Origin of the sequence: Streptomyces sp. f51 (genome assembly GCF_037940415.1) — a bacterium.
Classification (GTDB): domain Bacteria; phylum Actinomycetota; class Actinomycetes; order Streptomycetales; family Streptomycetaceae; genus Streptomyces.
Map to the genome: position 1 here is coordinate 2,275,231 of NZ_CP149798.1, position 25,750 is coordinate 2,300,980.

General features: G+C 72.6%; 22 protein-coding genes. 13 read left to right on the forward strand and 9 right to left on the reverse strand.

Features of this window, described 5'->3' with window-relative positions:
• Positions 1-2 precede the first annotated feature (2 nt).
• From WJM95_RS10050 to WJM95_RS10065, 4 genes are read left to right on the forward strand one after another with little or no spacing between them, the layout of a single operon-like run.
• A complete protein-coding gene (locus WJM95_RS10050) occupies positions 3-965 on the forward strand; it encodes an ABC transporter permease (RefSeq protein WP_339129243.1) in 963 nt (320 codons plus the stop codon).
• The gene (locus tag WJM95_RS10055; RefSeq protein ID WP_339129244.1) at positions 962-2,938 is read left to right on the forward strand and encodes a dipeptide/oligopeptide/nickel ABC transporter permease/ATP-binding protein; all 1,977 of its coding nucleotides are present in this window, start codon (positions 962-964) and stop codon (positions 2,936-2,938) included. The genes WJM95_RS10050 and WJM95_RS10055 overlap by 4 nt, the downstream gene beginning before the upstream one ends.
• Positions 2,935-4,017 carry an ABC transporter ATP-binding protein gene (locus WJM95_RS10060; protein WP_339129245.1) on the forward strand — a complete coding sequence of 361 codons (1,083 nt, stop codon included), beginning with the start codon at positions 2,935-2,937 and terminating at the stop codon, positions 4,015-4,017. Before WJM95_RS10055 ends, WJM95_RS10060 begins: the two co-directional genes overlap by 4 nt.
• Complete coding sequence (locus WJM95_RS10065) at positions 4,014-4,949, forward strand: dihydrodipicolinate synthase family protein (RefSeq protein WP_339129246.1); 936 nt, start codon at positions 4,014-4,016, stop codon at positions 4,947-4,949. Before WJM95_RS10060 ends, WJM95_RS10065 begins: the two co-directional genes overlap by 4 nt.
• Position 4,950: 1 nt before the next feature.
• Here WJM95_RS10065 and WJM95_RS10070 read toward each other — a convergent pair whose 3' ends face one another.
• The 6 genes from WJM95_RS10070 to leuA form a co-directional block, all read right to left on the reverse strand.
• Positions 4,951-6,162 (reverse strand): sialidase family protein, encoded by a 1,212-nt coding sequence (locus WJM95_RS10070; RefSeq protein ID WP_339129247.1) that lies wholly within the window; start codon positions 6,160-6,162, stop codon positions 4,951-4,953.
• 145 nt (positions 6,163-6,307) lie between these two features.
• Positions 6,308-6,973: a response regulator transcription factor gene (locus WJM95_RS10075; protein WP_339129248.1), complete on the reverse strand. Its 666-nt coding sequence runs from the start codon at positions 6,971-6,973 to the stop codon at positions 6,308-6,310.
• Positions 6,970-8,178, reverse strand: a complete 1,209-nt coding sequence (locus WJM95_RS10080; protein WP_339129249.1) for a histidine kinase — start codon at positions 8,176-8,178, stop codon at positions 6,970-6,972. The genes WJM95_RS10075 and WJM95_RS10080 overlap by 4 nt, the downstream gene beginning before the upstream one ends.
• 72 nt (positions 8,179-8,250) lie before the next feature.
• A complete protein-coding gene (locus tag WJM95_RS10085; protein WP_339129250.1) occupies positions 8,251-10,326 on the reverse strand; it encodes an MMPL family transporter in 2,076 nt (691 codons plus the stop codon).
• 167 nt (positions 10,327-10,493) lie between these two features.
• Positions 10,494-11,189 carry a TerB family tellurite resistance protein gene (locus tag WJM95_RS10090; protein ID WP_339129251.1) on the reverse strand — a complete coding sequence of 232 codons (696 nt, stop codon included), beginning with the start codon at positions 11,187-11,189 and terminating at the stop codon, positions 10,494-10,496.
• Positions 11,190-11,374: 185 nt separating this feature from the next.
• Positions 11,375-13,126 carry a 2-isopropylmalate synthase gene (gene leuA, locus WJM95_RS10095; protein WP_339129252.1) on the reverse strand — a complete coding sequence of 584 codons (1,752 nt, stop codon included), beginning with the start codon at positions 13,124-13,126 and terminating at the stop codon, positions 11,375-11,377.
• Between the two features lie 320 nt (positions 13,127-13,446).
• Between leuA and WJM95_RS10100 the strand changes: the two genes are divergently transcribed.
• From WJM95_RS10100 to WJM95_RS10115, 4 genes are all read left to right on the forward strand, one after another.
• Positions 13,447-14,517 (forward strand): M4 family metallopeptidase, encoded by a 1,071-nt coding sequence (locus tag WJM95_RS10100; protein WP_339129253.1) that lies wholly within the window; start codon positions 13,447-13,449, stop codon positions 14,515-14,517.
• Between the two features lie 89 nt (positions 14,518-14,606).
• Complete coding sequence (locus tag WJM95_RS10105) at positions 14,607-14,873, forward strand: protealysin inhibitor emfourin (protein ID WP_339129254.1); 267 nt, start codon at positions 14,607-14,609, stop codon at positions 14,871-14,873.
• A gap of 94 nt (positions 14,874-14,967) precedes the next feature.
• Positions 14,968-16,272 (forward strand): GH1 family beta-glucosidase, encoded by a 1,305-nt coding sequence (locus tag WJM95_RS10110; protein WP_339129255.1) that lies wholly within the window; start codon positions 14,968-14,970, stop codon positions 16,270-16,272.
• Entirely contained in the window at positions 16,269-17,543 is a 1,275-nt protein-coding gene (locus WJM95_RS10115; RefSeq protein WP_339129256.1) for an MFS transporter, read from the forward strand. The genes WJM95_RS10110 and WJM95_RS10115 overlap by 4 nt, the downstream gene beginning before the upstream one ends.
• 60 nt (positions 17,544-17,603) lie before the next feature.
• Here WJM95_RS10115 and WJM95_RS10120 read toward each other — a convergent pair whose 3' ends face one another.
• Positions 17,604-18,482, reverse strand: coding sequence for an NAD-dependent epimerase/dehydratase family protein (locus WJM95_RS10120; protein ID WP_339129257.1), 879 nt, complete (start codon positions 18,480-18,482; stop codon positions 17,604-17,606).
• Positions 18,483-18,601: 119 nt separating this feature from the next.
• Between WJM95_RS10120 and WJM95_RS10125 the strand changes: the two genes are divergently transcribed.
• The 4 genes from WJM95_RS10125 to WJM95_RS10140 all read left to right on the forward strand — a co-directional run bounded on the left by WJM95_RS10125 (position 18,602) and on the right by WJM95_RS10140 (position 22,907).
• A complete protein-coding gene (locus tag WJM95_RS10125) occupies positions 18,602-19,468 on the forward strand; it encodes a helix-turn-helix transcriptional regulator (protein ID WP_339129258.1) in 867 nt (288 codons plus the stop codon).
• 242 nt (positions 19,469-19,710) lie between these two features.
• Positions 19,711-20,187 carry a hypothetical protein gene (locus WJM95_RS10130; RefSeq protein ID WP_339129259.1) on the forward strand — a complete coding sequence of 159 codons (477 nt, stop codon included), beginning with the start codon at positions 19,711-19,713 and terminating at the stop codon, positions 20,185-20,187.
• A gap of 241 nt (positions 20,188-20,428) precedes the next feature.
• The gene (locus WJM95_RS10135; RefSeq protein ID WP_339129260.1) at positions 20,429-21,754 is read left to right on the forward strand and encodes a beta-xylosidase; all 1,326 of its coding nucleotides are present in this window, start codon (positions 20,429-20,431) and stop codon (positions 21,752-21,754) included.
• Positions 21,755-21,881: 127 nt separating this feature from the next.
• Positions 21,882-22,907: a DUF916 domain-containing protein gene (locus tag WJM95_RS10140; protein ID WP_339129261.1), complete on the forward strand. Its 1,026-nt coding sequence runs from the start codon at positions 21,882-21,884 to the stop codon at positions 22,905-22,907.
• On the opposite strand, the gene WJM95_RS10145 is transcribed toward WJM95_RS10140, so the two are convergent.
• Together WJM95_RS10145 and WJM95_RS10150 are read right to left on the reverse strand one after the other, a co-directional pair.
• Entirely contained in the window at positions 22,801-23,139 is a 339-nt protein-coding gene (locus WJM95_RS10145) for a P-II family nitrogen regulator (RefSeq protein WP_339129262.1), read from the reverse strand. The genes WJM95_RS10140 and WJM95_RS10145 overlap by 107 nt on opposite strands.
• Positions 23,136-24,443, reverse strand: a complete 1,308-nt coding sequence (locus WJM95_RS10150; protein WP_339129263.1) for an ammonium transporter — start codon at positions 24,441-24,443, stop codon at positions 23,136-23,138. Before WJM95_RS10150 ends, WJM95_RS10145 begins: the two co-directional genes overlap by 4 nt.
• A gap of 260 nt (positions 24,444-24,703) precedes the next feature.
• Here WJM95_RS10150 and era point away from each other — a divergent pair, with 260 nt between their 5' ends.
• Entirely contained in the window at positions 24,704-25,696 is a 993-nt protein-coding gene (gene era, locus WJM95_RS10155) for a GTPase Era (RefSeq protein ID WP_339129264.1), read from the forward strand.
• The last annotated feature ends 54 nt before the right edge of the window (positions 25,697-25,750 follow it).

The window sequence follows — 25,750 nt, forward strand, 5'->3', positions numbered from 1 at the left end:
ACGTGGTCGCCATCGTCAGGATCCTGCTGCGCCGGATCGCGCTGCTGGTTCCGCTCATGCTCGGGATCGTCCTGTTCGTGTTCCTGGTGATGCGGTTCTCGGACGTCGACCCGGCGTCCGCGTTCTTCCAGGGCGCCAACCCGACCCCGCGGCAGCTGCACGACTTCAGGGAGCGGAACGGGCTGCTCGATCCGCTGCCGGTGCGGTACCTCCACTTCGTGGGGGACCTGCTGCACGGCGACCTGGGCACCAGCGCGCTCACCCGGGCGCCGGTCGTCGACCAGGTCACCACCGCGCTGCCGCTCACCCTCCAGCTCACCTTCCTGGGGCTCGGCATCGCGGTGGTGCTGGCGCTGCTCGGCGGGGTGACGGCGGCGATCCACCGCGACCGGCTGCCGGACCAGATCATCCGGGTGGTGTCCCTCACCGGGGTCGCCGCACCGGGCTTCTGGCTGGCCCTGCTGATGATCCAGTACCTCGCCGTCGACCAGGGCTGGTTCCCGACCGGCGGCTACATCAACCCGGCCGACTCGCTGACCGGCTGGCTGAAGACCATGGCGCTCCCGGCGCTCGCGCTGTCCCTGCCGGTCGCCGCCCAGCTCACCCGGATCGTCCGCACCTCCGTGGTCGAGGAGCTCGACAAGGACTACGTGCGCACCGCGATCGGCAGCGGGCTGCCGCCCCGGGTGGTCGTGGGCCGCAACGTCCTGCGCAACGCCCTGATGAACCCGCTCACCGTGCTGGGGCTGCGGGTCGGCTATCTGCTGGGCGGGGCGGTCGTCATCGAGACGATCTTCTCGCTGCCCGGCATGGGCAAGCTGATGATCGACGCCGTGCAGAACGGGGACCCCGCCGTCGTGCAGGGCGTCGTGCTGACCACGGCCATCGGCTTCGTGGTCGTGAACCTCGTCATCGACATCCTGTATCTGCTGGTCAACCCACGACTGAGGGAGGCGACCCGATGATCACGCGGAAGGCGCTCGCGGGGGCCCTCGCCCGGCCCGGCGTCCGGCTGCGCGGCTGGCGCAGACTGCCGCCGCCGTCGAGGATCGCGGTCTGCTTCCTGGCCGTGGTCCTGGTGGTGGCGCTGTTCGCCCCGCTGCTCGCGCCGCACGACCCGCTGGACCAGCAGCCGCAGACCGACGGCACGGGGCATCCGTCGGCGGACCACTGGATGGGGCAGGACAGCCTCGGCCGGGACATCCTCAGCCGGCTGATGTACGGGGCCCGCTGGTCCCTGGCCATCGGTCTCGGCGCCACCGCGCTCGCCCTGGTCGTGGGCGCGCTGCTCGGCGCGCTCGCCGCGACCTCGCGCAAGGCGGTCGACGAGACGCTGATGCGCGCCCTGGACGTGGTGATGGCGTTCCCGGGCATCGCGCTCGCCGCCGTGCTCGTCGCCGTGTTCGGCGGTGGGATCACCGTGCTGATCTGCGCGATCGCGTTCCTGTTCACCCCGCCCGTCGCCCGGGTCGTGCGGGCGAACGTCCTCTCCCAGTACGGCGAGGACTACGTCACCGCCGAGCAGGTGATCGGCGCCCGCACCCCGCACATCGTCCTGCGGCACGTGGCCGTCAACTGCGCGGCCCCGGTGCTGGTGTTCTGCACCGTGCAGGTCGCCGAGGCGATCGTGTTCGAGGCCTCGCTGTCCTTCATCGGCGCGGGCGTGCGGCCCCCGGACCCGTCCTGGGGCAGTGTCATCGCCGACGGCAAGAACATGGTGCTGACCGGCGGCTGGTGGGCCACCGTCTTTCCGGGCCTGCTGATGCTCCTCACCGTGCTGTCCCTGAACATCCTCTCCGAGGGCGTCTCCGACGCGTGGGCCGCGCCGGCCGCCCGGGAGGTGTCGGTGCCGCCCGCGCAGGACCGGCTCGAAACCCCGGAGCCGGGCAGCGGCACGGTCGTCGAACTGCCCGGTCTGGCGCGGGCCGCGGCCCGGCTGCGCGCACGGGCCCGGCCCCCGGTCACGGGCGGGCGGCCCGTGCTCGCCGTCGAGGATCTGGCCATCGGCTTCGACGACCGGCACGGCGGCGTGGACATCGTCGACGGCATCAGCTTCGAGGTGTATCCCGGTGAAGTCCTGGGCCTGGTGGGCGAGTCGGGCTGCGGGAAGTCCCTGACGGCCCTGGCGGTGATGGGTCTGGAGCCGAAGGGCGCCCGGGTCCGCGGGCAGGTCCGGTTCCGGCAGCGGCAGCTGGTCGGCGAGCCGATGCGGGTACGGCGGCGGCTTCTGGGCCACGAGATGGCGATGGTCTACCAGGACGCGCTCTCGTCCCTGAATCCGGCCATGACGATCAGGGCGCAGCTGAAGCAGGTGATACGGCGGGGCGGCCGGCGCACGGCGGCCGAACTCCTCGCCCTGGTCGGCCTCGATCCCGAGCGCACCCTGCGCAGCTACCCCCACGAGCTGTCCGGGGGCCAGCGCCAGCGGGTGCTGATCGCGATGGCGCTGTCCCGTGAGCCCGCGCTGATCGTCGCGGACGAGCCGACGACGGCCCTGGACGTGACCGTGCAGGCGCAGGTCATGGAGCTGCTGCTGCGGCTGCGGGCGGAACTGGACTTCGCCCTGGTCCTCGTCTCGCACGACCTGGCGCTGATCTCGTCGGTGACCGACCGGGTGGTCGTGATGTACGGCGGGCAGATCGTGGAGACGGGGGTGACGGCGGACCTGGTGGAGTCCCCCGCGCACCACTACACACGCGGACTGCTGGGCAGCGTCCTGTCCCTGGAGTCGGCGGCGGAGCGCATGACGCAGATCAGGGGGGTCGTCCCCTCCCCCGCCGGTTTCCCGGCAGGCTGCCGGTTCGCCGACCGGTGCCCGATGGCGGACGAGACCTGCCGGACGACGGCACCGGACCTCGTCGGCCCCCGCACCCACACGGCGGCCTGCCACCACCCGGCCGTCGACCTGGTGACCACGGAGAGCGAGGCCGTGAAATGAGCCCATCCCCGGCGGACGCGCTCGTCCGGCTCACCGGCACGCACGTCGTCCACAGGGCGCGGAGCGGCGGTGTGTTCACCCGCGACCGGGTGTACGCCCTGACCGGCGCCGATCTCACCGTCCTGCCCGGCGAGACGATCGGGGTGGTCGGCGAGTCGGGCTGCGGCAAGTCGACGCTCGCGAGGGTGCTGGTGGGGGTGCAGCGCCCGACGTCCGGCACGGTGACGTTCGGCGGCCGTGATCTGTGGTCCCTGCGTCCTGACGAACGGCGCACGGCCGTCGGGGCCGGCACGGGCATGATCTTCCAGGACCCCTCGACGGCGCTGAACCGCCGGCTGCCCGTACGCCGGATCCTGCGCGACCCGCTGGATGTGCACCGGCGCGGAAGCGCCGCCGAACGCGAAGGCCGGGTGCGGGAGTTGATGTCCCTGGTCGGTCTGCCCGCGGCCCTCGCGGACGCGCTGCCCGGGCAGCTCTCCGGCGGTCAGCGCCAACGGGTGGCGATCGCCCGGGCGCTGGCGCTCGACCCCGGCCTGGTGGCGGCCGACGAGCCGACGAGCGCGCTGGACGTGTCGGTGCGCGCGCAGATCCTCAACCTCCTCCTCGATCTGAAGGAACGCCTCGGCCTGGCCCTGGTGTTCGTGTCCCACGACATCCAGACGGTGCGCCGGATGAGCGACCGGGTGATCACGATGTACCTGGGGCGGATCGTCGAGGAGTCCCCGGCCGGCGAGGTCACCGAGGGCTCCCGGCATCCGTACACCCGGGCGCTGTTCTCGGCGACGCCGAGCCTGCTGGACCCGGTCGAGCCGATCCCGCTGACCGGGCCGGTGCCCTCGGCGACGCGCCCGCCGAGCGGCTGCCCCTTCCGCACCCGGTGCTGGCGGGCCGACGGGGAATGCGCGACCCGGATGCCGGAGTTCACGGCCGCGTCGGCCCCCGGGCACCGCTTCCGGTGCCACCATCCTGTGGAGGAGGGCCGGTCGACGCGCACCCTCGTGGCGCAGGCCGAGTCCGCCGCGGGGACCGCCGCCCCGGCCGACGTTCCGCCCCAGCAGCACATCAGGGAGCCTTCATGACCTTGCCCGCCCCGCTGACCGGTGTCGTACCGCCCGTCTGCACGCCCCTGACACCGGACCGCGAGGTGGACGTCCCGTCGCTCACCCGGCTCATCGACCATCTCGTGGACGCCGGGGTGCACGGTCTGTTCGTCCTCGGCTCGACGTCCGAGGTGGCCTATCTGACGGACGCGCAGCGCAGGCTCGTGGTGGAGACGGCCGTCGCGCACGTCGCCGGCGGGCTCCCCGTGCTGGCCGGCGCCATCGACATGACGACGCCGCGCGTCCTGGAGCACGCGCACACCGCGCGGGCCGCGGGCGCGGACGCGATCGTCGTCACGGCCCCGTTCTACACCCGCACCCATCCTGCGGAGATCGCCCGTCACTTCCGTCTCGTCGCCGCCCGCGCCGGGCTGCCCGTGTTCGCGTACGACCTCCCGGCCTCCGTCCACAGCAAGCTGGGCCCCGATCTGGTCCTCGAACTGGCCGCCGACGGCGTCCTCGCGGGGCTCAAGGACTCGAGCGGCGACCTCGGCGGCTTCCGCGCGGTCGTCACCGGCGCCCGTACGCGCCCCGGCGTCGGCGGTTTCACCGCGCTCACCGGTTCCGAGGTGGTCGTCGACTCGGCGCTCGCGCTGGGCGCGGACGGGGTGGTCCCCGGTCTGGCCAACGTGGACCCGGTGGGCTACGTACGGCTGTACGAGCTGTGCGCGGCGGGTGACTGGGAGCGGGCGCGGGCCGAACAGGAGCGGCTGTGCGAGCTGTTCGGCCTGGTGGGCGCCGGCGACCCGGCCCGGATGGGCGGCAGTTCCTCGGCGCTCGGCGCCTTCAAGGCCGCGCTGCGCCTGCGGGGCGTCATCGACTGCCCCGCGACGGCGGAACCCCAGGTGCCGCTGTCGCCGGGCGAGGTCGAGCGGGTCGGGAAGTACCTGGCGTCGGCGGGACTGCTCTGAGCTACCGCAGGAGCCCGCCGAGCGGCAGGCGCCGGAACTCGATGGACTCGTACGGGCCCGTGCCCCCGGTCTCGTAGAGGACGCCGACGCCGGAGGGGCCGAGCTGGACCAGGTCCGAATAGGCGGCGGGCCGTGCGGACAGCGTGGTGGCCTTCACGAAGCCGGCGCCGGCGCTCGTGCTGCGCCAGACGGCCATGGACCGGCGGGCGTCGGGGACGGAGGGGCCCGAGAAGAGGAGCGGGGCGAAGCGGCCGGACGGCTGGAGGACGCTCGCCTGGACGACGGGGACCTCGTTCAGCGTGGGCTGGACGGCGAACGGACGGTCCAGGGTCTCGCCGCCGTCGCTCGAGTACGCGTCGAGGCGGTTGCCCGGGCGGGTTCCGTGCTGGTCGCGCGAGGTGAAGTAGAGCCTTCCGTCGGGGAGTTCGGCCACCGCGCTCTCGTTGGAGTTGTCGAGCCCGTCGTAGGTGTCGTCGACGAAGCCGAGCCGCCAGGTGCGCCCGCCGTCGTCGCTGTACAGCGCGTGCGCTCCGTAGTACCTGGCCTCCTGACCGGTGTCGGAGGACCCGGCGGGCGGGGCCGCGGAGTGGTCGGCGGGCACGACCAGGCGTCCCGCGTGCGGCCCGTGGCGCAGGGCGATCGCGTGGCCGGGCCCGGTGGCGTACCACCGCCAGTCCGGCCGCTTCACCTGGCCGGTGATCTCCCGCGGGGTGGTGAAGTGCAGCCCGTCGTCCCGGCTGGTCTGGACGAAGACGCGCCGGCTCTGCGCCGCCGTCACCTCGCCCCTCATGATCTGCGCCTCGGTCACGGCACCGCTGTTGTACGACGTGAGCAGGACGATCCGGCCGGTTCGGGGGTCGACCACGGGCGCCGGGTTGCCCCGGGTGTCGCCGTCCCCCGACGCCACGACCCGCAGCGGGCCCCAGGTGCAGCCGCCGTCGAAGGAGCGTCTGAGGACGACGTCGATGTTCCCGGTGTCGCCCGCTCCGCCGTGCCGCCCCTCGGCGAAGGCGAGCAGCGTGCCGGCCCCGGTGGTGACGGTCGCGGGGATGCGGTACGTGTCGTAGCCGTCCCGGCCCGCGGTGTACGGGACCGAGGAGGCGCAGCCCCCGCCGCCCCGGGACGCGGCCGCCGCGGTGCCGCCGGTGGCGGCGAGGGCGGTGAGGAGTCCGGTGGCGGCGGCGAACGCGAGCGTGCGGCTCCTGCTGGTCATGGCGCTCCCTGGACTGGGTCGGCTGCTTCGGGCGTCGGTCGTGGAACATGGGACGTGGGATGTCCGTGCACCTAATGTGCCCCGGAGGCCACGGCGATACCCGTGGCCACGGAGTCCGGTGATGGACCATCAGGTCCCGGGATCATCAGGCCCCCGGGGTCACCAGGCCCGACTCGTACGCCACGATGACCAGCTGGGTCCGGTCGCGGGCGCCCAGTTTGCCCATGATGCGGCTGACGTGGGTCTTGGAGGTGAGCGGACTGAGCCCCAACGCCGCAGCGATCTCGGTGTTGTTGAGGCCGCGGGCGACCAGGGTGAGCACCTCGCGCTCGCGCTCGGAGAGCCCCTCGGGACCGCCCGCGGTGAGCGTGGGGACGGACGGGGCGCGCAGGAAGCGGGCCACGAGACGGGCGGTGGGCCCCGGTGAGAGCAGCGCGTCCCCGGCGGCCACCGTGCGGATCGCGTCCAGGAGTTCGGCGGGCCGGGTGTCCTTGACCAGGAAGCCGGAGGCGCCGGCGCGCAGCGCCTCCACGACGTGCTCGTCGGTGTCGTACGTGGTGAGCACGAGGACCCTGACCCGGGCGAGGTCCGGGTCGGCGGCGATGAGCCGGGTCGCCTCGATGCCGTCCAGGTCGGGCATGCGGATGTCCATCACGACCAGGTCGGCGCGCCCGGTGCGGGCCAGCTCGACGGCCTCGCGGCCGGTGGCGGCCTGTCCGACCACCTCCATGTCCCGCGCCGATTCCACGAGCATGGCGAACGCGGCCCGTACGAGGTTCTGGTCGTCGGCGAGGACCACACGAATGGTCATCGTGTCCCGCCCTGGAGGGGCAGTACCGCCAGCACGGCGAATCCCCCCTCCTCCCGGGTCCCGGTCTCCAGGGTGCCGCCCACGCTGCGGGCCCGCTCCCGCATGCCCACCAGGCCGAAGCCGGGCGGGCCGCCCGTGTCGCCGAGGCCGTCGTCCGTGACCCCCACCCGCAGCGCCGAGCCGTCCGTGCCCAGGTCCACGCGGACCCTGGCCCCGGGGCCCGCGTGGCGTACCGCGTTGGTCAGCGCCTCCTGGACGATGCGGTAGGCGGCGGCGCCCACGGCGGAGGGAACGCCGTCGGCTCCCACCACGGCGGGCGGCTCCACCTCCGTGCCCGCCGCGCGGGCCGCCGCCACCAGGTCGGGCACCCCGTCGAGGCCGGGCAGCGGCCCCCGGCCCTCGCCGCCGCCGGGCTCGGGGTCGCGCAGCACCTCCAGCGTGGTCCGCAGTTCGCCGCGGGCGCTGCGGCAGGTCTCGGAGATGTCGTCGAGGGCCTTGGCGACGGCCGTCCGGTCGAGACGGTCGGGGTCGGCGGCCAGGACGTGGGCGGCGACGGAGGTCTGCACCCCGATCAGGGTGATGCTGTGGGCGAGCAGATCGTGCAGGTCCCGGGCGATGCGCAGCCGTTCCTCGGCGACCCTGCGCCGGGCCTCCTCCTCACGGGTGCGTTCCGCGCGCTCGGCCCGTTCGACGACCGAGGCCAGGTACTGCCCGTGCACCCGGACGCACACGCCGAGCACGACGAACGAGACGATCCAGCCGGTGACGCGCAGCGCCTGGGTGCCCTCGGCCGTGCCCTGGGCGAACTTGACCGCGAGCATGATGCCGACGACCCCGGTGCCGATGACCAGGGAGCGCAGCGGGGTCCCCGTGACGGCGACGGTGAACAGCGCGGCCATGGAGACGGCCTGCGGCGCGCTGTGGTCGAAGTCGAGCGCGTGGTACGGGGCGACGCAGACGACGACTCCGAGGAACGCGGCGAGCGGGGCACGCCGCCGGAAGACCACGGCGAGGTGCGCGCCGGCCAGCAGGGTCCAGCCGAGCAGGTCCGGCCGCCGGCCGCCGGTGTGCACGGTGAGCGCCACGGTGACATCGACGGCCAGCAGCACGGCGGCGAGCAGCGCGTCCTCGCGCAGGACCCGTGCCGGGTCGGTGTTCCCCCGGTGTCCGGAGCCGGTGAGGTGCAGCATGCGTTTGACGTCCACCGCTTCATCTTCCGTGAGGGGGCGCCCCCGCGGGAGGCGGGGGCGCCCGATGCCGGTCGTCCGGTGTGCGGCTCAGCCGACGGGGACGGCGTCGGGCCGTCCGGCCGCCTCGGGGTCCGGCTCCCGGGAGAGGCCGCCCGGCCACCACATCGTCCGGCCCAGGGCCACGCTCGCGCTGGTCACCAGGTACGTGCGGACGAGGAAGGTGTCGAGGAGCACTCCGGCGGAGATGACGAAGCCGAGCTGGACCAGCTGGAGGAGGCCCATGTTCGTGAGCACGGCGAAGGTGGCCGCGAGGACGAGGCCGGCCGAGGCGATCACGCCCCCGGTGGTGCGCAGCGCGGTCAGCGCGGCGGCGGCCGGTTCGGCGCCGGAGAGGGACTCCTCGCGCATCCGGTGCATGAGGAAGATCCCGTAGTCGACGCCGAGGGCGACCAGGAACACGAAGGAGAGCAGGCCGAGGCCGGGGTCGGTGCCCGCGAACCCGAGCAGCGGACCGAAGACGAGGCCGCCGATGCCCAGCGCCGCGCCCCACACCGCGATGACGGCGGCGACGAGCAGCAGGGGCGCCACGAGGGAGCGCAGCAGCAGGACGAGGATCAGCAGCACCGAGACGAGCACGATCGGGACGACGACGAGCCGGTCGCGGGCGTCGGTGTCCTGGAGGTCGATCTGCTGGGCGCTCGGGCCGCCGACGTACGATCCGCCGAGGTCCGCGCGCAGGGCCTTGATCGTGGCGGTCTCGGCCGCCGACTGCGGGGCGCCGCGCGCGATGACGGAGAGCTCGGTCCAGCCCCCGCCGCTGCGGCCGCGCACGGCGCTCGCGACCCCGGTGTGGCCGCGTACGGCGGACAGGGTCGCCTCGGCCCGTCCGGTGGGGGTGATCACGGTGATCGGCCGGGTGCCCTGTCCGGGGTAGGCGCGGGCGAGGGTCTCCATCGCGGCGACCGAGTCGGGCCGGTGGGCGAAGGAGTCCTGCTGCTTCAGGGGTCCGGGCAGGTTCAGTGTGCCGAGGGCGAGGGCCCCGAGCAGGGCGGCTCCGCTCGCCAGGACGACGAGCGGCCTGCGTCCCGCGGAGGATCCCATGGCGGCGAACAGGCTCCGCCGCTGCCGGGGTTCGCCGCCATGGGCGGGGACGAGCGGCCAGAACACCCGCCGCCCGAGCAGGACGAGCACGGCGGGCAGGAGGGTCAGCATGGCGAGGAGTGCGCAGAGCACGCCGACGGTGCCGGTCGGGCCCATGCCCCGGCTGCTGTTGAGGTCGGCGGCGAGCAGGCAGAGCAGTCCGGCCGCGACGGTCCCCGAGGAGGCGAGCACGGCGGGCCCGCAGCCGCGCAGGGCCTCCTTCATGGCGTCGTAGGGGCGCTCCACGCGCCGCAGTTCCTCCCGGTAGCGGGAGATGATCAGCAGGGCGTAGTCGGTCCCCGCGCCGAAGACGAGAATCGTCATCACGCCGGTGCTCTGGCCGGAGACGCTGGTGCCGAACGCCTGGTGCAGGCCGTAGGTGACGCCCATCGACAGGTAGTCGGCGACGCCCGCGACGGCGAGCGGGACGAGCCAGAGGAGCGGGCTGCGGTAGATGAGGATCAGCAGGAGGGCGACGACCGCGACGGTGGTGTACAGCAGCGGTCCGCCGAGGGAGTCGTAGACCTCGCCCGCGTCGGTGGCCAGGGCTCCGGGGCCGCCGACGACGACGCTCATCCCGGCGGAGTCCCTGGCGACGTCACGGACGTCGTGCACGAACGCGTTGCGCTTCTTCTCGTCGGTACCCGGCGCGGTGGAGGCGAGGGGGTACATCAGGGTGGTGCCGTCGGGGGACGGCACGGCCTTCGGGGTGCCGGTGAGCGGGTTGGCCCGGGTGATCGCGGCGACCTGGCGGGCCGCGGTGTCCCGGTCGGCCGGGCGCAGGCCCCCGTCGCGGTGGTAGACGAGCACCAGTTCGGTGGCCTCCCCGCCGGGCAGCCGGTCCTCGATCCGTGCGGCCCGGGTGGAGTCGGCGCCCGAGGGCAGATAGTCGACGGCGCGGTCGTGCTGCACGTCCGACAGCTTGGCCGCGAACGGCCCGACGGCGGCGAGCAGTCCGACCCACAGGGCGAGCACCGCCCACGGCACGGCCCGCCATCGCGTACGTGTTCCTCCGGCCCCCATGGACAGGGCCTCCCTTCGGTCCGGACGTCTGTTTCCTGATCCAGACTTCCGGTCCGGGAACCGCCTTTCGTCACCCGCGGGAGCGAGCCGGACGCTACTGCGAGGGGTGTGCGGCGGTGGCCGTTACTCCCCGGGGAGTAACGGCGGGCGGGGGCCTGTCCTGACCGCTACGACGGTGTGCGGGCCGTGGCCAGGAGGCGGGTCACGTCGTCCGAGCAGATCGTCAGGGCCGCGCCCACGGTGGCGAGCGCGTCCCGTTCGGCGGGGGTGTACGGGCCGTCGGCGAGGGCGATGCGGGCGCCCTGGAGGAGGATCGCCTCGCGGCCCGTAGCGGCGAGGTGCGGGGCCAGCGGGTCCAGGGCCTCGTGGAGCTCTATGGCCAGACTCGCTCCGCAGGGCTCGCCGAGGAAGCGGCCGGTGTCGGCGGCGAGGGCCTCGACGAGGGCGCCCAGCTGGTCCTCGGTGCAGTCCTCGAAGCCGGCCGAGCGGACGGTCGCGGCGGCGGTCTCCAGGGACGAGCGGGCGCAGCAGCCGCCCGCGGCGAGGACCGCGAGCGCGACGGTGTGGACGGCGTCGCGGAGCATCGCGGAGAAGCGGTTGGTGGTGGGGTGGTCCAGGACGTCGGCGCCGTAGTGGCTGCGGCAGGCCGCGCATTCGACGACAGGCCCCGTCTCGCCGCGCGGGAGGACGGGAACACCCAGAAGAGTGAAGCGGCGCCGGCCGGTGAGCCGCTGGTAGTTGCGGTCGCCGCCGCAGCCGGGGCAGAAGAACTCGCCGTCGCCCACGGTGCTCCACGCCGTACGGGTGCCCAGGATGCGGGGAACCTGAACTGCACGACCGTTTCGTCCCCATCCTGGCAGCACGTCGCACACCTCCGTAATGCCACGGCAACATCGCCGCGCTGGCGTGATGTTAGCCACATTGTTGAGGTGTAGTCAGTACCTGTGACGAGACCTGCTTGTGACCTGCACACGAATTGGCCGGGACACGACCCGGCCCCGCCCGCCTCGAAAGGCGGACGGGGCCGGAAAGAACCAGGTGGACGCGGTCAGCGGGCCGCGCGGTTGACGGCGGAGACGACGGCCTTCAGCGAAGCGCGTGTCGTGTTCGCGTCGATGCCGATTCCCCACAGGACCTTGTCGCCGATCGCGCACTCGATGTAGGACGCGGCCTGCGCGGAGGCGCCCTCGCTCATCGTGTGCTCCTGGTAGTCCAGCAGGCGTACGTCGATGCCGATGGACTGGAGGGCGTCGAAGAAGGCGGAGATCGGACCGTTGCCGGTACCGGCCAGGACGGTGTCCCGGCCGTCGACGGTGGCCTCGACCTTCAGCGTGTCCACGCCGTCGGTGTCGGTGGTCGACTGGCCCGTGCGGACCTGGATGCGGCCCCAGGCGTTGTCCGGGTTCGGCAGGTACTCGTCCTCGAAGGTCGCCCAGATGTCCTTCGGGGTGACCTCGCCGCCCTCGGCGTCGGTCTTCGCCTGGATGATCTTCGAGAACTCGATCTGCATGCGGCGGGGCAGGTCCAGCTTGTGGTCGTTCTTCAGGACGTACGCGATACCGCCCTTGCCCGACTGCGAGTTGACCCGGATGACGGCCTCGTAGGAGCGGCCGACGTCCTTGGGGTCGATGGGCAGGTACGGGACGGCCCACTCGATGTCGTCGACGGTGACGCCCTTGGCCTTCGCCTCGGCCTCCATCGCGTCGAAGCCCTTCTTGATGGCGTCCTGGTGGGAGCCGGAGAAGGACGTGTAGACCAGGTCGCCCACGTACGGGTGGCGCGCGTGGACCTCCATCTGGTTGCAGTACTCCCACGTACGACGGATCTCGTCGATGTCGGAGAAGTCGATCTGCGGGTCGACGCCCTGCGAGAACAGGTTCATGCCCAGGGTGACCAGGTCGACGTTGCCGGTGCGCTCGCCCTGGCCGAACAGGCAGCCCTCGACGCGGTCGGCGCCGGCCATCAGGGCCAGTTCGGCGGCGGCGACGGCGGTGCCGCGGTCGTTGTGGGGGTGGATCGACAGGCAGACGTACTCGCGGCGGGACAGGTGACGGCCCATCCACTCGAAGCGGTCCGCGTGCGTGGAGGGGGTCGAACGCTCCACCGTGGCGGGCAGGTTGAGGATGATCTCGCGGCCCGGGCCGGGCTGCCAGACGTCCATGACCGCCTCGCAGACCTCCAGGGCGAAGTCCAGCTCGGTGTCGGTGAAGATCTCGGGGCTGTACTGGTACCCGAACTCGGTCTCGGGGCCCAGCAGTTTCTCCGCGTACTCGACGACCAGACGCGTGCCGTCGACGGCGATCTGCTTGATGTCGTCCTTGGAGCCGCGGAAGACCACGCGGCGGAAGACCGGGGCGGTGGCGTTGTACAGGTGCACGTTGGCGCGCCTGGCGCCCTTCAGCGACTCGACGGTCCGCTCGATCAGGTCCTCGCGGGCCTGGGTCAGTACGGAGATCGTCACGTCGTCCGGGATCGCGGTCTCGTCCTCGATGATCGAGCGGACGAAGTCGAAGTCCGTCTGGCCCGAGGCCGGGAAGCCGACCTCGATCTCCTTGTAGCCCATCTTGACCAGCAGGTCGAACATCTCACGCTTGCGCGCGGGCGACATGGGGTCGATCAGCGCCTGGTTGCCGTCGCGCAGGTCCGTGGAGAGCCAGCGGGGGGCGACGGTGATCCGGTTGTCCGGCCAGTTCCGGTCGGGGATGTCGACCTGGTCGTACTGGCCGTACTTGTGCACCGGCATGGACGTGGGCCGCTGACGGTTGGTACGGGCGTGCTGGCTGCTCTGGCTGTCCGCCATGATGCGTAGGCTCCTCAGGATGTCCGAAAGGACGGCCGACGGCGCAACGCCAGACTCCGCGGGGAGGGGGTCGGCCTCGACTACAGGCCCTCGCCGCGGCAGCTAAGGAGAAGCAGCCCGAAACGCATGATGCTCCGCAGCCTAGCGGAGCCGCGCTCCGTGCGGAGGGCTGTATCAGTATGCGGGATCGCATGCCCCGAAAGGGACAAAAAGTGCGCCATACCACTTCCACGCGGAACCCCAGGCTCCCTTTCGCCCCATTTCACCAATCATGGTTGCACGTAGTGACAAGAGGATCACTCAGTGCAAGGGTGCCGGGCATGACGACCAACGGGGGCTTCGAGCCCGTCCACTGCACCATCGTTCCGCCCCACGTCCTCGACAAGCTCGCCCGGCACGAGGACCCCGCGCTCTCCGGTCCCGCGCGCCAGACCCTGGAGCGCGACGCGTACGAGCGCACCCACCGCCGGCTGACCACCGTGATCGGCGCGCCGGCCGTCGCCGCCCCCGCGGGGACCGGCGCCCCCGCGCCGCACCGCACGATCTACGACGCCCGCCACCGCCAGGACCTCCCCGGCAGGAAGGTCAGGTCCGAGGGCGACAAGCCGGGCAAGGACGCCACCGTCAACCGCGCCTACGCCGGCCTCGGTGCGACCTTCGACCTGTACCTGAACGCGTACCAGCGCACCTCGATCAACGGCGAGGGCCTGCCGCTGGACGCCAGCGTGCACTTCGACACGCACTACAACAACGCCTTCTGGAACGGCGAGCAGATGGTGTTCGGCGACGGCGACGGCGAGATCTTCCTCGACTTCACCATCCCGGTCGACGTCATCGGGCACGAACTGACCCACGGCGTCACGCAGTACACGGCGAACCTCGCCTACTACGGCCAGTCGGGCGCCCTGAACGAGTCCATGTCGGACGTCTTCGGCTCGCTGATCAAGCAGTACACGCTCGGCCAGACCGCCGCCGAGGCCGACTGGCTGATCGGCGCCGGACTGCTCGCCCCGCGGGTCAACGGCACCGCCCTGCGTTCGATGAAGGCTCCCGGCACCGCGTACGACGACGACGCGCTGGGCAAGGACCCGCAGCCCGGGACCATGGACGGCTACGTCCACACCAACCGCGACAACGGCGGCGTCCACATCAACTCGGGCATCCCCAACCACGCCTTCTACCTCACCGCCGGCGCCCTCGGCGGCCACGCCTGGGAGCGGGCCGGACAGATCTGGTACGACGTGCTGACCGGCGGCGAACTGTCGCAGCAGGCGCTCTTCTCGGACTTCGCGCGGCTCACCCTCGCCGCGGCGCGGACCCGGTACAACGAGGGGGAGGAGCTCCAGGCCGTGACGAAGGCCTGGGAACAGGTCGGGGTTCCGTCCTCCTAGCGCGGGATCCGCCGCCGGATCCCGGGTATCCGACCCGTAGCCCGGAGGCGCCCGGCCTCCGGTGCCCGACTCGTACCGGACAGGACTCCATGCGTATCGAAGTGCGGCGTACGGGCGGGTTCGCGGGCATCGAGCGCCGTGCCGAGGTGGACACCTCGGCACGGCCCGACGCCCCCGAGTGGCACGCCCTGGCCGAACGGGCCCTCGCCGCGGGCCACGGCACGCCCCCGGCCGGCGTCCCGGACGGCTTCCAGTACGAGATCACCGTGGACGGCAGGACGGTCCACGCCGCCGACCCGAGGCTCACGGACGACCAGCGCGAGCTGATCTCCCGGGTATTGAAGGAAGGAGCCTGAAGGGAGCGGCCTGAAGGGAGGGGCCCCAAGACCGCCGGCCACCGGTTCACGCCGAACCGTTGACTTCCGTTACCGCAGGTACGGATGATCGCGCATGGCGACGAACCCTCTCCCGCAGTTCCCCTCCGGCTTCCTCTGGGGCGTGTCCACCTCGGCCCATCAGATCGAGGGCGCGGTCGACGAACGCGGCCCCTCCGTGTGGGACACCTTCACGGCCGTGCCCGGACACGTCAAGGACGGCTCCACGGCCGCGGTGGCCTGCGACCACGTCCGCCGCCACCCCGAGGACGTGGCGCTCCTCGCCGGCCTCGGCGTGGACGCGTACCGCTTCTCCGTCTCCTGGCCCCGGGTGAACTCCCCCGGCGGCCTCGACTTCTACGACCGCCTGGTCGACGCGCTGTGCGCGGCGGGCGTACGGCCCGTGCCGACCCTCTTCCACTGGGACCTGCCGGCCGAGCTCGACTGGATGGACCGGGACACCGCCGAGCGCTTCGCCGAGTACACCTCGGTCGTCGCCGGACGCCTCGGCGACCGCGTCAAGAAGTGGATCACCCTCAACGAGCCCGCCGAGCACACCCTGCTCGGGCACGCGCTCGGCGCCCACGCCCCCGGCAGGCAGCTCATGTTCGACGCCCTGCCGGTGGCCCACCACCAGCTCCTCGCCCACGGCCTGGCCGTACGGGCGCTGCGCGCGGCCGGGGCGGGCGACATCGGGATCGCCAACTCGCACGGCCCCACCTGGGCGGCCTCGGACCGTACCGAGGACGTGGAGGCGGCCGACTTCTACGACCTTCTGCTCAACCGGCTCTTCGCCGACCCCGTCCTGCTGGGCCGCTACCCCGAGGGCATCGCCGAACTGATGCCCGGTGACGTCGAGTCGGACCTGAAGATCATCGGCGAGCCGGTCGACTGGTACGGGATCAACTACTACCAGCCGACGAAGGTGGGCGCCCCCGAGGGCGCGGAGATCGAGTTCGGCGGACTCACCCTGCCGGCCGAACTGCCCTTCACCGTGAAGGAGCTGGAGGGGTACCCGGTCACCGACTTCGGCTGGCCCGTGGTGCCCGAGGCGCTCACCGAGCTGCTCACCGGCTTCCGCGAGCGCTACGGCGACAGGCTCCCGCCGGTCGTCATCACCGAGAACGGCTGCTCGTACGAGGGCATCGACGACCAGGAGCGGATCGCCTTCCTGGACGGTCACATACGGGCGCTGCACGGGGCGTTGGAGCAGGGCGTCGACGTACGCGGCTACTTCGTCTGGTCGCTGATGGACAACTTCGAGTGGGCGGAGGGGTACGCGCGCCGCTTCGGCCTCGTGCACGTGGACTACGACACCCTGGAGCGGACCCCGAAGGCCTCGTACGCCTGGCTGCGGGACGCCCTGCGGGCGCAGAGATGACCGCGGCCGACCCCGCCGTGCCGGTGCCCGTGTCCGTGTCCGCGCTCGCCGAGCCCGTCGAACGGGTCGGCCGGGGCTGGACCTCGGCCCTCTCGCTCGCCAACGGGGCGATCTGGGTGGGCTGGTACGGCCCCCTCCAGATCCTCCTCGCCTCCCAGGCGGAGGACTTCGCGCCCGGTTCCGGCATGTCCAAGGAGACGATGCTGGCCTGGGTGACGGGCGCGGGCGCGGTCGTCTCGCTGGTCGCCAACCCGCTCTTCGGCGCGCTGTCCGACCGGACGACCGCGCGGTGGGGCCGCCGTACGCCGTGGATCGTGGCCGGGGCGGCCGGCGGCGCCCTGTCCCTGCTGCTCCTCGCGGGCGCGGGCGGCGTGTGGACGATGGCCGCGGGCTGGTGTCTGGTCCAGCTGACCCTGAACGCCGCGTTCGCCGCGGTCACCGCCGCCGTGCCCGACCGGGTGCCACGGCTCCAGCGCGGCAGCGTCGGCGGCTGGCTGGGCGCGGCGCAGATCCTCGGCGTGGTCGGCGGAACGGGGCTCGCGACGGTGGCCGGGGGCACCGGCGGCGGGTACGCGGCGTGCGCGGTGTTCACGCTGGCCGGCGTCCTGCCGTACGTCCTGCGCTTCGAGGACCTGCGGCTGCCGGAGTCGGCCCGGCCGCCCTGGTCCGGGCGGGCGTTCCTCGCCTCCTTCCGGCTGAGTCCGCGCGAGCACCCCGACCTGGCGTGGGCCTGGCTGACCCGGTTCCTGATCAACCTCAGCAACGCCCTCGTGCTGCTGTACCTGCTGTACTACCTGCGCGACCGGCTGCACCTCGGCGACCCCGAGCAGGGGGTTCTCGTCCTGACCGCGGTGAACGGGATCACGCTGCTCGCGACGGTCGTGGTGGGCGGGGTGTGGTCGGACCGGCTGGGCCGCCGCAAGCCGTTCGTGATCTGGTCCGGCGTCCTGATGGCGGTGGCCACGGCGGCACTGGCCTGCTGGCAGACCTGGCCGGGCGCGATCGCCGCCGCGGCCGTCCTCGGCGTCGGCTTCGGCGTCTTCACCTCCGTCGACTTCGCCCTGATGACCGACGTCCTGCCGAAGGCCCTCGACCGCGGCAAGGACCTCGGCGTCATCAACATCGCCAACGCCCTCCCCCAGGTCGCGGCCCCGGTGCTGGCGGCCCCGGTCGTGACCTATCTGGGCGGCTACCGGGTCCTGTACCTGGTCGCGGCGGTGATCGGCCTGGCGGGGGCGCTGCTGGTGGTGCGGATCAAGGGGGTGGACTGAACCGACGGCCGAACCGGCGGCCCTCCCCGGGCGGGCGCCTGGAGAGCGCCGCCGGGCGGGTCACAGGGCCCCGGCGTCGCGGGCCGTCCACAGGGACGGGTACACCGGGCGGAAGCCCAGGTCGTACCGGATGCGGTCGGTGGACACGATGCCGTTCCAGGGGTCGGGGTCGGTGCGCTCGTACAGCGCGGGCGGCACCTCGACTCCGTTGACCAGGTGCAGGTCGACGGTGGTGACGGGGGCGTCGTCGGCGATGTTGTAGACCGGGGTGCCGCCCACGGCGGGGGCGTGGAGCAGCCGGAGCAGGCCCTGGGCGACGTCCGCGTGGTGGACCATCTGGAGCCGCCGCGTGGCGGGCCACTGCCCGGCCCACCTGAGCGAGGCGGCGAGATGCGGGTCGCCCTCCCCGTACACGAAGGAGAGGCGGCCGATCCGTACCTCCATGTCCGTGTCCAGGGCGAGCAGTCCGCGCTCGGCCTCCGCCTTGGAGGCCGGGTAGGCGCCCCACATCTCGCCGCCGGGCACGCTCGGGTCGTCCTCGGTGTGCGGGCGGCCCCGGCCGGCCCCGTACACCAGGTTGGTGCTGACCTGCACGAACCTGCGCACCCCCGCGGAGACGGCGGCGCGGCCCAGCTCCAGCGCCCCGTCGCGGTTGACCGCCCACGCCTCGTCGTCAGGGACCCCGCGGAAGGAGGCCGCGATGTTCACCACCGCGTCCACGCCCACCAGGGCCCCGCCCAGCGTCGCCGGGTCGCGCAGGTCCCCGACGGCGATCTCGGGACCGAGGCCGGTCGGGCCGGTGAGTCCGGCCAGGTCCTTCGCCCGGGACTCGTCGCGGACCAGGATCCTCACCCGGTCGCCGGCGGGCGCCGACCGCAGCAGGCGGGGGACGAAACGGCGTCCGACCTCGCCGGTGGTTCCGGTCACCAGTGTCAGCATGATGTGTTCCTCTCGTCGGCCTCCACCGTCCCCCGGTGCCGGGCGGGGCGGGAGAGACCTCCTGATCCAGGGAGCGGCGGTCCCTGGATAACACCGGTGGTCCGCGTCACCCTGGAGGGGTGGACCGACCCGAACTCGCCGACTTCCTGCGCCGCGGCCGCGCCCGTCTCGAGCCCTCCGACGTGGGGCTCGCGGCCGGATCCCGGCGCCGCACGCCCGGGCTGCGCCGCGAGGAGGTGGCGGCGCTCGCGGGCATGTCCGTGGACTACTACACGCGGCTCGAACAGTCCCGCGGACCGCACCCCTCGCGCCAGATGCTCGGCGCGCTGGCGCGTGCGCTGCGGCTCACGGGCGACGAGCGGGACCACCTGTTCCACCTGGCGGGCGAGCAGCCGCCCCGGGCCACGAGCGCGTCGCCGCACGTGCGCCCCGGACTGCTGCTGATCCTCGACCGGCTGCACGACGCGCCCGCCCAGGTCGTGACCGACTACGGCGAGCTGCTCGCGCAGAACGCGATGGCGGCGGCGCTGACGGGCCAGGCCGAGCCCGGGCGCAATCTCGTACGCCGGTTCTTCACCGACCCGGCCTCCCGGTCCCTCTTCCCGCCTGAGGACCGCGCCGAGCACGCCCGCTCCCATGTCGCCAACCTGCGCGCGGTCACCGCGGCCCGCCCCACCGACCCGGTCCCGGCCGCGTTGGTGGCCGAACTCCGTTCCACGAGCCAGGAGTTCGCGGAGCTGTGGGAGTCCCACGAGGTCGCCGTGCGGCGCTCCGCCACGAAGCGGTTCCTGAACCCGGCGGTGGGCCTGCTGGAACTGGACTGCGAGGTCCTGCTCAGTTCCGGCGACAACCAGCTTCTCGTCGTCCACACGGCACGCCCCGGCACCGCGTCGCACGAGCGCCTGCGGCTGCTGCGGGTGGTGGGGCTCCAGGACCTCGCCCCCGCCCGCCCGGGTCCAACTTCGGCCACTTTTCATGACCGTTGAAGGAACTGGTCCGCTTCCCTTGCCATCTCAAGGCACCCGCGTCTCAATGGAACCGCACATTCCGACGGACCGTCGGTCACGCCTCCGCACGGCGTCCCGCACCCCACGAGCGGACGGTCCGCGTACACGTCTCCCCGCACCCTCACCGGCACGAAGGTGAGAGCCCGTGTGCCCGGACCCGGGCGGACGGCTCCGTCCCGACCATCCCCACATGGCAATTCCCCACAAGGGAAGGGATTTCGATGAGAGGCAAGCGACTCGCAACGGTCTCGGCGTTAGCCGCCGGCACCCTCGCCGCGACCGGTCTGGCCTTCGCGCCGACCGCCGCGGCCGTCACTCCCCAGACGGCCACCATCAACGCGACCTGCACCATCGGTGGCGGCGGTGCGGCCACCCTCACGGCCACGCAGGACGGCACGGCCGCGACCATCACCCTCAGCTCCACCGCCATCACGGCCCCGATCCCGATCGCCGCGAACTCGGTCACCTCGACACTCTCCCTGGTGAACGCGAGCGGCGGGACCACCGCCTTCACCGGCAAGAAGAACCCCGCGATGGCCACCGGCAGCGGCGTGTCGGTGGGCCCTCTCGACGGCACCGTCGCCTCCGGCGACAGCCTTGAGTTCTACGGCGGTTCGCTGAAGATGACGATCTTCGGCATCACGATCACCTGCACGGCGGACGCACCGCAGTCCCCCGGCCCGTTCGTGTTCGACTGATCCACCTCGCCCACCCGTGAAGAGGGCCGGTGCCGCCCGCGCGCAGCGGCACCGGCCCGGCACCGACCAGCCGGGCGGAGCCCCGCCGGCCGAGCAGGACCGATGACCATGACAGAAACTGATGGGCCATCAGTCACTGCGCCGGGACTCCATTGACTTCTCACACAACCGGCACATCAATGTCCCCCTGGCGGCGCAGACGAGCCGCTGCGCCCGCATCCCTCAGGAGGGGGCACCAACCATGTCACCAAAGGGTCCGATCACCCGAAGACGCCGCGTCGCGGCCCTGCTCGGGGCGACCGTACTCGCGCTCACCGCGGGCGGGGCGCTGGCCGCCCCGGCCGGAGCCGCACCCGCGAACGTGGACTTCGCCACGCACTGCATCCCGCCCGCGATCGCGGGCATCCCGCCGATCGACGGCACCACCACCGCGAAGATCGCGGTGGACAAGGCGAGTCCCAAGGTCGGCGACACGGTCACCGTGACCTACACGGTGGTCAGCCCCGCCGCCAGCAACCCCGTCGACCTCGCCCTGCCGGCCGACATCATGACCCCCACCGGCAAGGTCCAGCTGGGCGGCGCACAGACCGGAAGCGTCACCGTCGCCGGGCCCAAGAAGAACGACCCGGTGCCCGCCAAGGGCGCCTTCCCGTCGTTCAGCATGACCGGAACGTTCACCGTGACCGCGCCGGGCGCGATCACCCTGTCGCCCGGTGACTACAACATCCACACCAGCTACATCATGGAGCTGGACACCCCGTGCACGGTCACCAACCCGCCCGCCCCGGTGTCCGAGACGGTCACCGCGACCGGCGGACAGACCAACGCCCGGGCCATCCAGCTCGGTTCGGCCTCCGGGAACCCCGGTGACAGCGTGACCGTCACCGGCAGCGGCTTCACCCCGGGTGCCGGTGTCACCCTCGCCGGACGGTCCGGGTCCACCCAGACCGCCGACAAGGCGACCGTGACCGCCGACTCCCAGGGCTCCATCAGCGGCTCGCTCGTCGTCAACGACAAGACGACGACAGGCGTGGTCGCGTACGAGGGAGGCAGCTGGAACGCGGACACCGGAGCGGGTCCCGCCGCGTACGTCGTCGTCGACAACACGCCCGTCCCCGACGGCAGTCAGAAGCTCACCACCACGGTGAGGGCCGGAACGCTGTCGATGACCCAGGCCGGGGACGCCGTCGCGCTGTCGGCGGTCGACTACGGCAAGGGCGGCGCCTCCACGGGCTCCCTGCAAACGGTGACGGTCAAGGACTTCCGCGGCGGGCCCGCGGGCTGGTCCCTGACCGGCAAGGTCACCGACTTCACCGGCCCCGGCGCGAAGATCGGCGCCGGTGCCCTGAGCTGGACCCCGGCCTGCTCCACCAAGGCCGGCAGCCCGAGCACCTGCCAGGCCGGCTCGTCCGGCGCGGTGGGCACCTCGGGGGCGACCCTGGCGTCCACCCCCAACGGGGCGCTCACCGGTGGCGAGTTCACCGTCGACGCCGGACTGTCGCTGAACGTACCGGAGTTCACGCCCCCGGGCTCCTACTCCGGTGTGCTCACGCTGACGCTCAGCTGACCGGTCCGCCACTCGACCGGTCTTCCGCACCCCCGTGGCCGGGCGCGCACCCGCCCGTCCACACAGGGGAGTTCACGCACGACGAAAGCCGCCAGTCCGCCGACGACGTCCGCGGGGGTCCGCACCCATGCGCAAGCCGTACGCCCTCCTCCTGAGCGTGTTCCTGGTCCTGCCCGCCCTCCTGGCCCTCGTGTCCACGCCCTCGTACGCGGCCGACAACGGGAGCTGGTCGGTCTACCCCGTCTCCTCGCGCATCGCCGCGCGGCCCTACTTCTACCTCTCCGCCGACCCCGGCCAGACCCTCCGGGACAAGGTCACCGTCGCCAACAAGACCGGCGCGCCCATGACGTTCCGGCTGTACGCGGCCGACGCCTACAACACCGCCCGTGACGGCGGTTTCGCCGTCCGCACCAGGGCGGAGAAGCAGCGCGGGGTGGGGGCGTGGGCCCGGCCCGCGCGCTCCCGGGTCACCGTGCCCGCGCACGGCCGGGTGACCGTGCCGTTCACGCTGCGGGTCCCGGAGCGGGCCGAGCCCGGCGACCATCCGGGCGCGCTGGTGGCACTCGACGAACAGATCGAGAAGGGCTCGGGCTCCCTGTCCATCGGGGTGCGGCGTGCCGTCGCCGCACGGGTCTATCTCCGGGTCGGCGGCCCGGCCGTCCCCGCCCTGGCCGTGGAGAAGGTGCGCCTCACCCACCACCAGCCGCTGATCCCCGGCACGGGCACCTCGGCGGCCACCGTCTCGTACACCCTCCACAACACGGGCAACGTGACCCTGAACCCCAAGGTGCGACTGAAGGCCGAGGGCCTCTTCGGGCGCACCCTGCTGTCCCGCGAGCTCGCGGGCGTCCCCTCGGAGCTGCTGCCCGGCCAGCGGGTGCGGCTCACCGCGCCCTGGCACGGGGCACCCCAACTGGACTGGGCCGACATGACGCTGACCGCCAGCGCGCCGGGGACCGAGGAGTCGGCGCGGACGTCGTTCCTCGCGCTGCCCTGGCTCGTGGCCGTGCTGCTCGCGGGCGCGGGCGCCGTGGCCGTGGTGACGCTCAGAGTGCGTCGGGCCCGCGTTCGCCCGTCCGTACCCGTACGACCGTCTCCACGGGTACGGACCACACCTTTCCGTCTCCGATCTTCCCGGTCTGCGCGGCCGTGACCACCGCGTCGATGACCGCGTCGGCCTCGGTGTCCCCGACGACGACCTCGATCCGGACCTTGGGCACCAGGTCCACCCGGTACTCGGCACCGCGGTACACCTCGGTGTGCCCGCGCTGGCGGCCGTAGCCGCTGGCCTCGGTGACGGTCATCCCGTGCACACCGAGCTCCTGGAGGGCGGTCTTGACCTCGTCGAGCCGGTGGGGCTTGACGATCGCGGTGATGAGTTTCATGCCTGGGGCTTGGCCTTCTGCGCGACGGGAAGGGACGACGACACCGGGGCGCCGTGGCCCAGGACCCCGTGATCGTAGGCGCTCTCGGCGTGCACCGTAAGGTCCAGGCCGGTCCGCTCCTGCTCCTCGTCCGCGCGCAGCCCCAAGAACCGGTCGATCGCGGTGCCGATGCCGTACGTGGCGCCGAACGCGTACGCCCCGACGGCCACGACGGCGACCAGCTGCCGGCCGAGCTGCGCGAGCCCTCCGCCGTACAGCAGCCCCTCGGCCCCGCCGGTCATCCCGTGGACGGCGAAGACGCCGATGAGCAGCGTGCCGATGACACCGCCGACCAGATGCACGCCGACGACGTCCAGCGAGTCGTCGTAGTTCAGCTTGAACTTCCAGCCCACGGCGTACGAGCAGACGACGCCGGCGGCGAGCCCCACCACGAGCGCGCCCAGCAGGGACACCACCCCGCAGGACGGGGTGATGGCGACCAGTCCGGCGACCGCGCCCGAGGCCGCGCCCAGCGTGGTCGGGTGGCCGTCGCGGCGCTGCTCGACCAGGAGCCAGCCGAGCAGGCCCGTGCAGCCGGCGGCGAGGGTGTTGAGGAAGGCCGCGGCGGCCAGGCCGTTGGCGCCGAGGGCGGACCCGGCGTTGAAGCCGAACCAGCCGAACCACAGGAGGCCGGCGCCGAGCACGACCATGGGGAGGTTGTGCGGCCGCATGGCGTCCTTCTTGAAGCCGAGGCGGGGTCCGAGCACCAGGCACAGCGCGAGCCCGGAGGCCCCGGAGGCGATCTCGACCGGCATACCGCCGGCGAAGTCGAGCGCGCCGAGACCGTCGTGGATCCAGCCGCCCGGGCCCCACACCCAGTGGGCGACGGGAACGTATACGAGCAGGGCCCAGACGGGCACGAACACGAGCCAGGCCCCGAACCTCGTGCGGTCGGCGACCGCGCCGCTGATCAGCGCGGCGGTGATGATCGCGAAGGTGAGCTGGAAGGTGGCGAAGAGCAGGGTGGGGACGGTGCCGTGGACGCTGTCCGGCCCGAGCCCGGCCATGCCGGCGTGATCGAGACCGCCGACGAGCCCGCCGAAGGCGTCCTGGCCGAAGGCGAGGGAGTAGCCGGCCGTCAGCCACACCACCGTGACCAGGGCGATCGACACGAAGCTCATCATCAGCATGTTGAGCACGCTCTTCGCGCGGACCATGCCGCCGTAGAAGAGGGCGAGGCCGGGGGTCATCAGGAGGACGAGCGCGGTGGCGGCGAGCAGCCAGGCGGTGTCGCCGGTGTCGATCCGGGAAGCGGCCAGGGTCACGGTCTCTCCAACGGAGTGGGGGGCACGAGGTGGGGGCGTCGTCAGAGCGTCGTGGCCCCGCGTTTCCGGTTGCGCACACGGGCGTTTCCGCCGTGTTTCATTGCGCCCCGATTTCCGATTCCTCACCGGGGAGGAGTCCGGTCACCGGCCCCGGAACGGTCTCCGCGCGGACGGCGGAACGCGCGCTTCGGGGGTGCCGGGACGACCGCTTCCCCGGTATCGAACGGCTTGGTACGGCGGGCACCCGACGATCAGGGACAATGGGCGCCATGAGCGTTCGCAACCAGTCATCCGAGCCGTCCGAGGGCGGGGGCTCGTCTCACGCCCCCGAGGCGATGGACAACCACCGCGCCGGCTTCGCCTGTTTCGTGGGCCGCCCCAACGCGGGCAAGTCCACCCTCACGAACGCTCTGGTCGGCCAGAAGGTGGCGATCACCGCGAACCAGCCGCAGACCACGCGGCACACCGTGCGCGGCATCGTGCACCGGCCCGACGCGCAGCTGATCCTGGTCGACACCCCCGGCCTGCACAAACCGCGCACCCTGCTGGGCGAGCGGCTCAACGACATCGTGCGCACCACCTGGGCCGAGGTCGACGTGATCGGCTTCTGCCTGCCCGCGAACGAGAAGCTCGGCCCGGGCGACCGCTTCATCGCGAAGGAGCTGGCGTCGATCAAGAAGACGCCGAAGATCGCGATCATCACGAAGACCGACCTGGTCGACAGCAAGACGCTCGCCGAGCAGCTCATCGCGATCGACCAGCTCGGCCGCGAGCTCGGGTTCGAGTGGGCCGAGATCGTCCCAGTCTCGGCGGTCGCCGACAAGCAGGTGGGTCTGCTGGCCGACCTGATCGTCCCGCTCCTGCCGGAGGGGCCCGCCCTGTACCCCGAGGGCGACCTGACGGACGAGCCGGAGCAGGTCATGATCGCGGAGCTGATCCGCGAGGCCGCCCTGGAGGGCGTCCGCGACGAGCTTCCGCACTCCATCGCCGTCGTGGTCGAGGAGATGCTGCCGCGCGAGGACCGTCCCGCGGACAAGCCGCTCCTGGACATCCACGCCTTCGTCTACATCGAGCGCCCCAGCCAGAAGGGCATCATCATCGGCCCCAAGGGCAAGCGCCTGAAGGACGTCGGCATCAAGTCCCGCAAGCAGATCGAGGCCCTGCTGGGCACGCCGGTCTTCCTCGACCTCCACGTGAAGGTCGCCAAGGACTGGCAGCGCGACCCCCGGCAGCTGCGCAAGCTCGGCTTCTGAGGCAGCGGCTCGGAGAAGTCTCCCGGGAGGGCCCGGACAAGGTTCCGGAGCGGC

What these genes read in the sequence shown, in the direction of transcription:
- era (WP_339129264.1), top strand. Translation starts at nt 24,704, where the DNA reads ATGGGCGCCATGAGCGTTCGCAACCAGTCATCCGAGCCGTCCGAGGGC.
- WJM95_RS10145 (WP_339129262.1), bottom strand. Translation starts at nt 23,139, where the DNA reads ATGAAACTCATCACCGCGATCGTCAAGCCCCACCGGCTCGACGAGGTC.
- WJM95_RS10100 (WP_339129253.1), top strand. Translation starts at nt 13,447, where the DNA reads ATGACGACCAACGGGGGCTTCGAGCCCGTCCACTGCACCATCGTTCCG.
- leuA (WP_339129252.1), bottom strand. Translation starts at nt 13,126, where the DNA reads ATGGCGGACAGCCAGAGCAGCCAGCACGCCCGTACCAACCGTCAGCGG.
- WJM95_RS10120 (WP_339129257.1), bottom strand. Translation starts at nt 18,482, where the DNA reads ATGCTGACACTGGTGACCGGAACCACCGGCGAGGTCGGACGCCGTTTC.
- WJM95_RS10115 (WP_339129256.1), top strand. Translation starts at nt 16,269, where the DNA reads ATGACCGCGGCCGACCCCGCCGTGCCGGTGCCCGTGTCCGTGTCCGCG.
- WJM95_RS10135 (WP_339129260.1), top strand. Translation starts at nt 20,429, where the DNA reads ATGTCACCAAAGGGTCCGATCACCCGAAGACGCCGCGTCGCGGCCCTG.
- WJM95_RS10110 (WP_339129255.1), top strand. Translation starts at nt 14,968, where the DNA reads ATGGCGACGAACCCTCTCCCGCAGTTCCCCTCCGGCTTCCTCTGGGGC.
- WJM95_RS10060 (WP_339129245.1), top strand. Translation starts at nt 2,935, where the DNA reads ATGAGCCCATCCCCGGCGGACGCGCTCGTCCGGCTCACCGGCACGCAC.
- WJM95_RS10130 (WP_339129259.1), top strand. Translation starts at nt 19,711, where the DNA reads ATGAGAGGCAAGCGACTCGCAACGGTCTCGGCGTTAGCCGCCGGCACC.
- WJM95_RS10140 (WP_339129261.1), top strand. Translation starts at nt 21,882, where the DNA reads ATGCGCAAGCCGTACGCCCTCCTCCTGAGCGTGTTCCTGGTCCTGCCC.
- WJM95_RS10070 (WP_339129247.1), bottom strand. Translation starts at nt 6,162, where the DNA reads ATGACCAGCAGGAGCCGCACGCTCGCGTTCGCCGCCGCCACCGGACTC.
- WJM95_RS10065 (WP_339129246.1), top strand. Translation starts at nt 4,014, where the DNA reads ATGACCTTGCCCGCCCCGCTGACCGGTGTCGTACCGCCCGTCTGCACG.
- WJM95_RS10055 (WP_339129244.1), top strand. Translation starts at nt 962, where the DNA reads ATGATCACGCGGAAGGCGCTCGCGGGGGCCCTCGCCCGGCCCGGCGTC.
- WJM95_RS10085 (WP_339129250.1), bottom strand. Translation starts at nt 10,326, where the DNA reads ATGGGGGCCGGAGGAACACGTACGCGATGGCGGGCCGTGCCGTGGGCG.
- WJM95_RS10105 (WP_339129254.1), top strand. Translation starts at nt 14,607, where the DNA reads ATGCGTATCGAAGTGCGGCGTACGGGCGGGTTCGCGGGCATCGAGCGC.
- WJM95_RS10075 (WP_339129248.1), bottom strand. Translation starts at nt 6,973, where the DNA reads ATGACCATTCGTGTGGTCCTCGCCGACGACCAGAACCTCGTACGGGCC.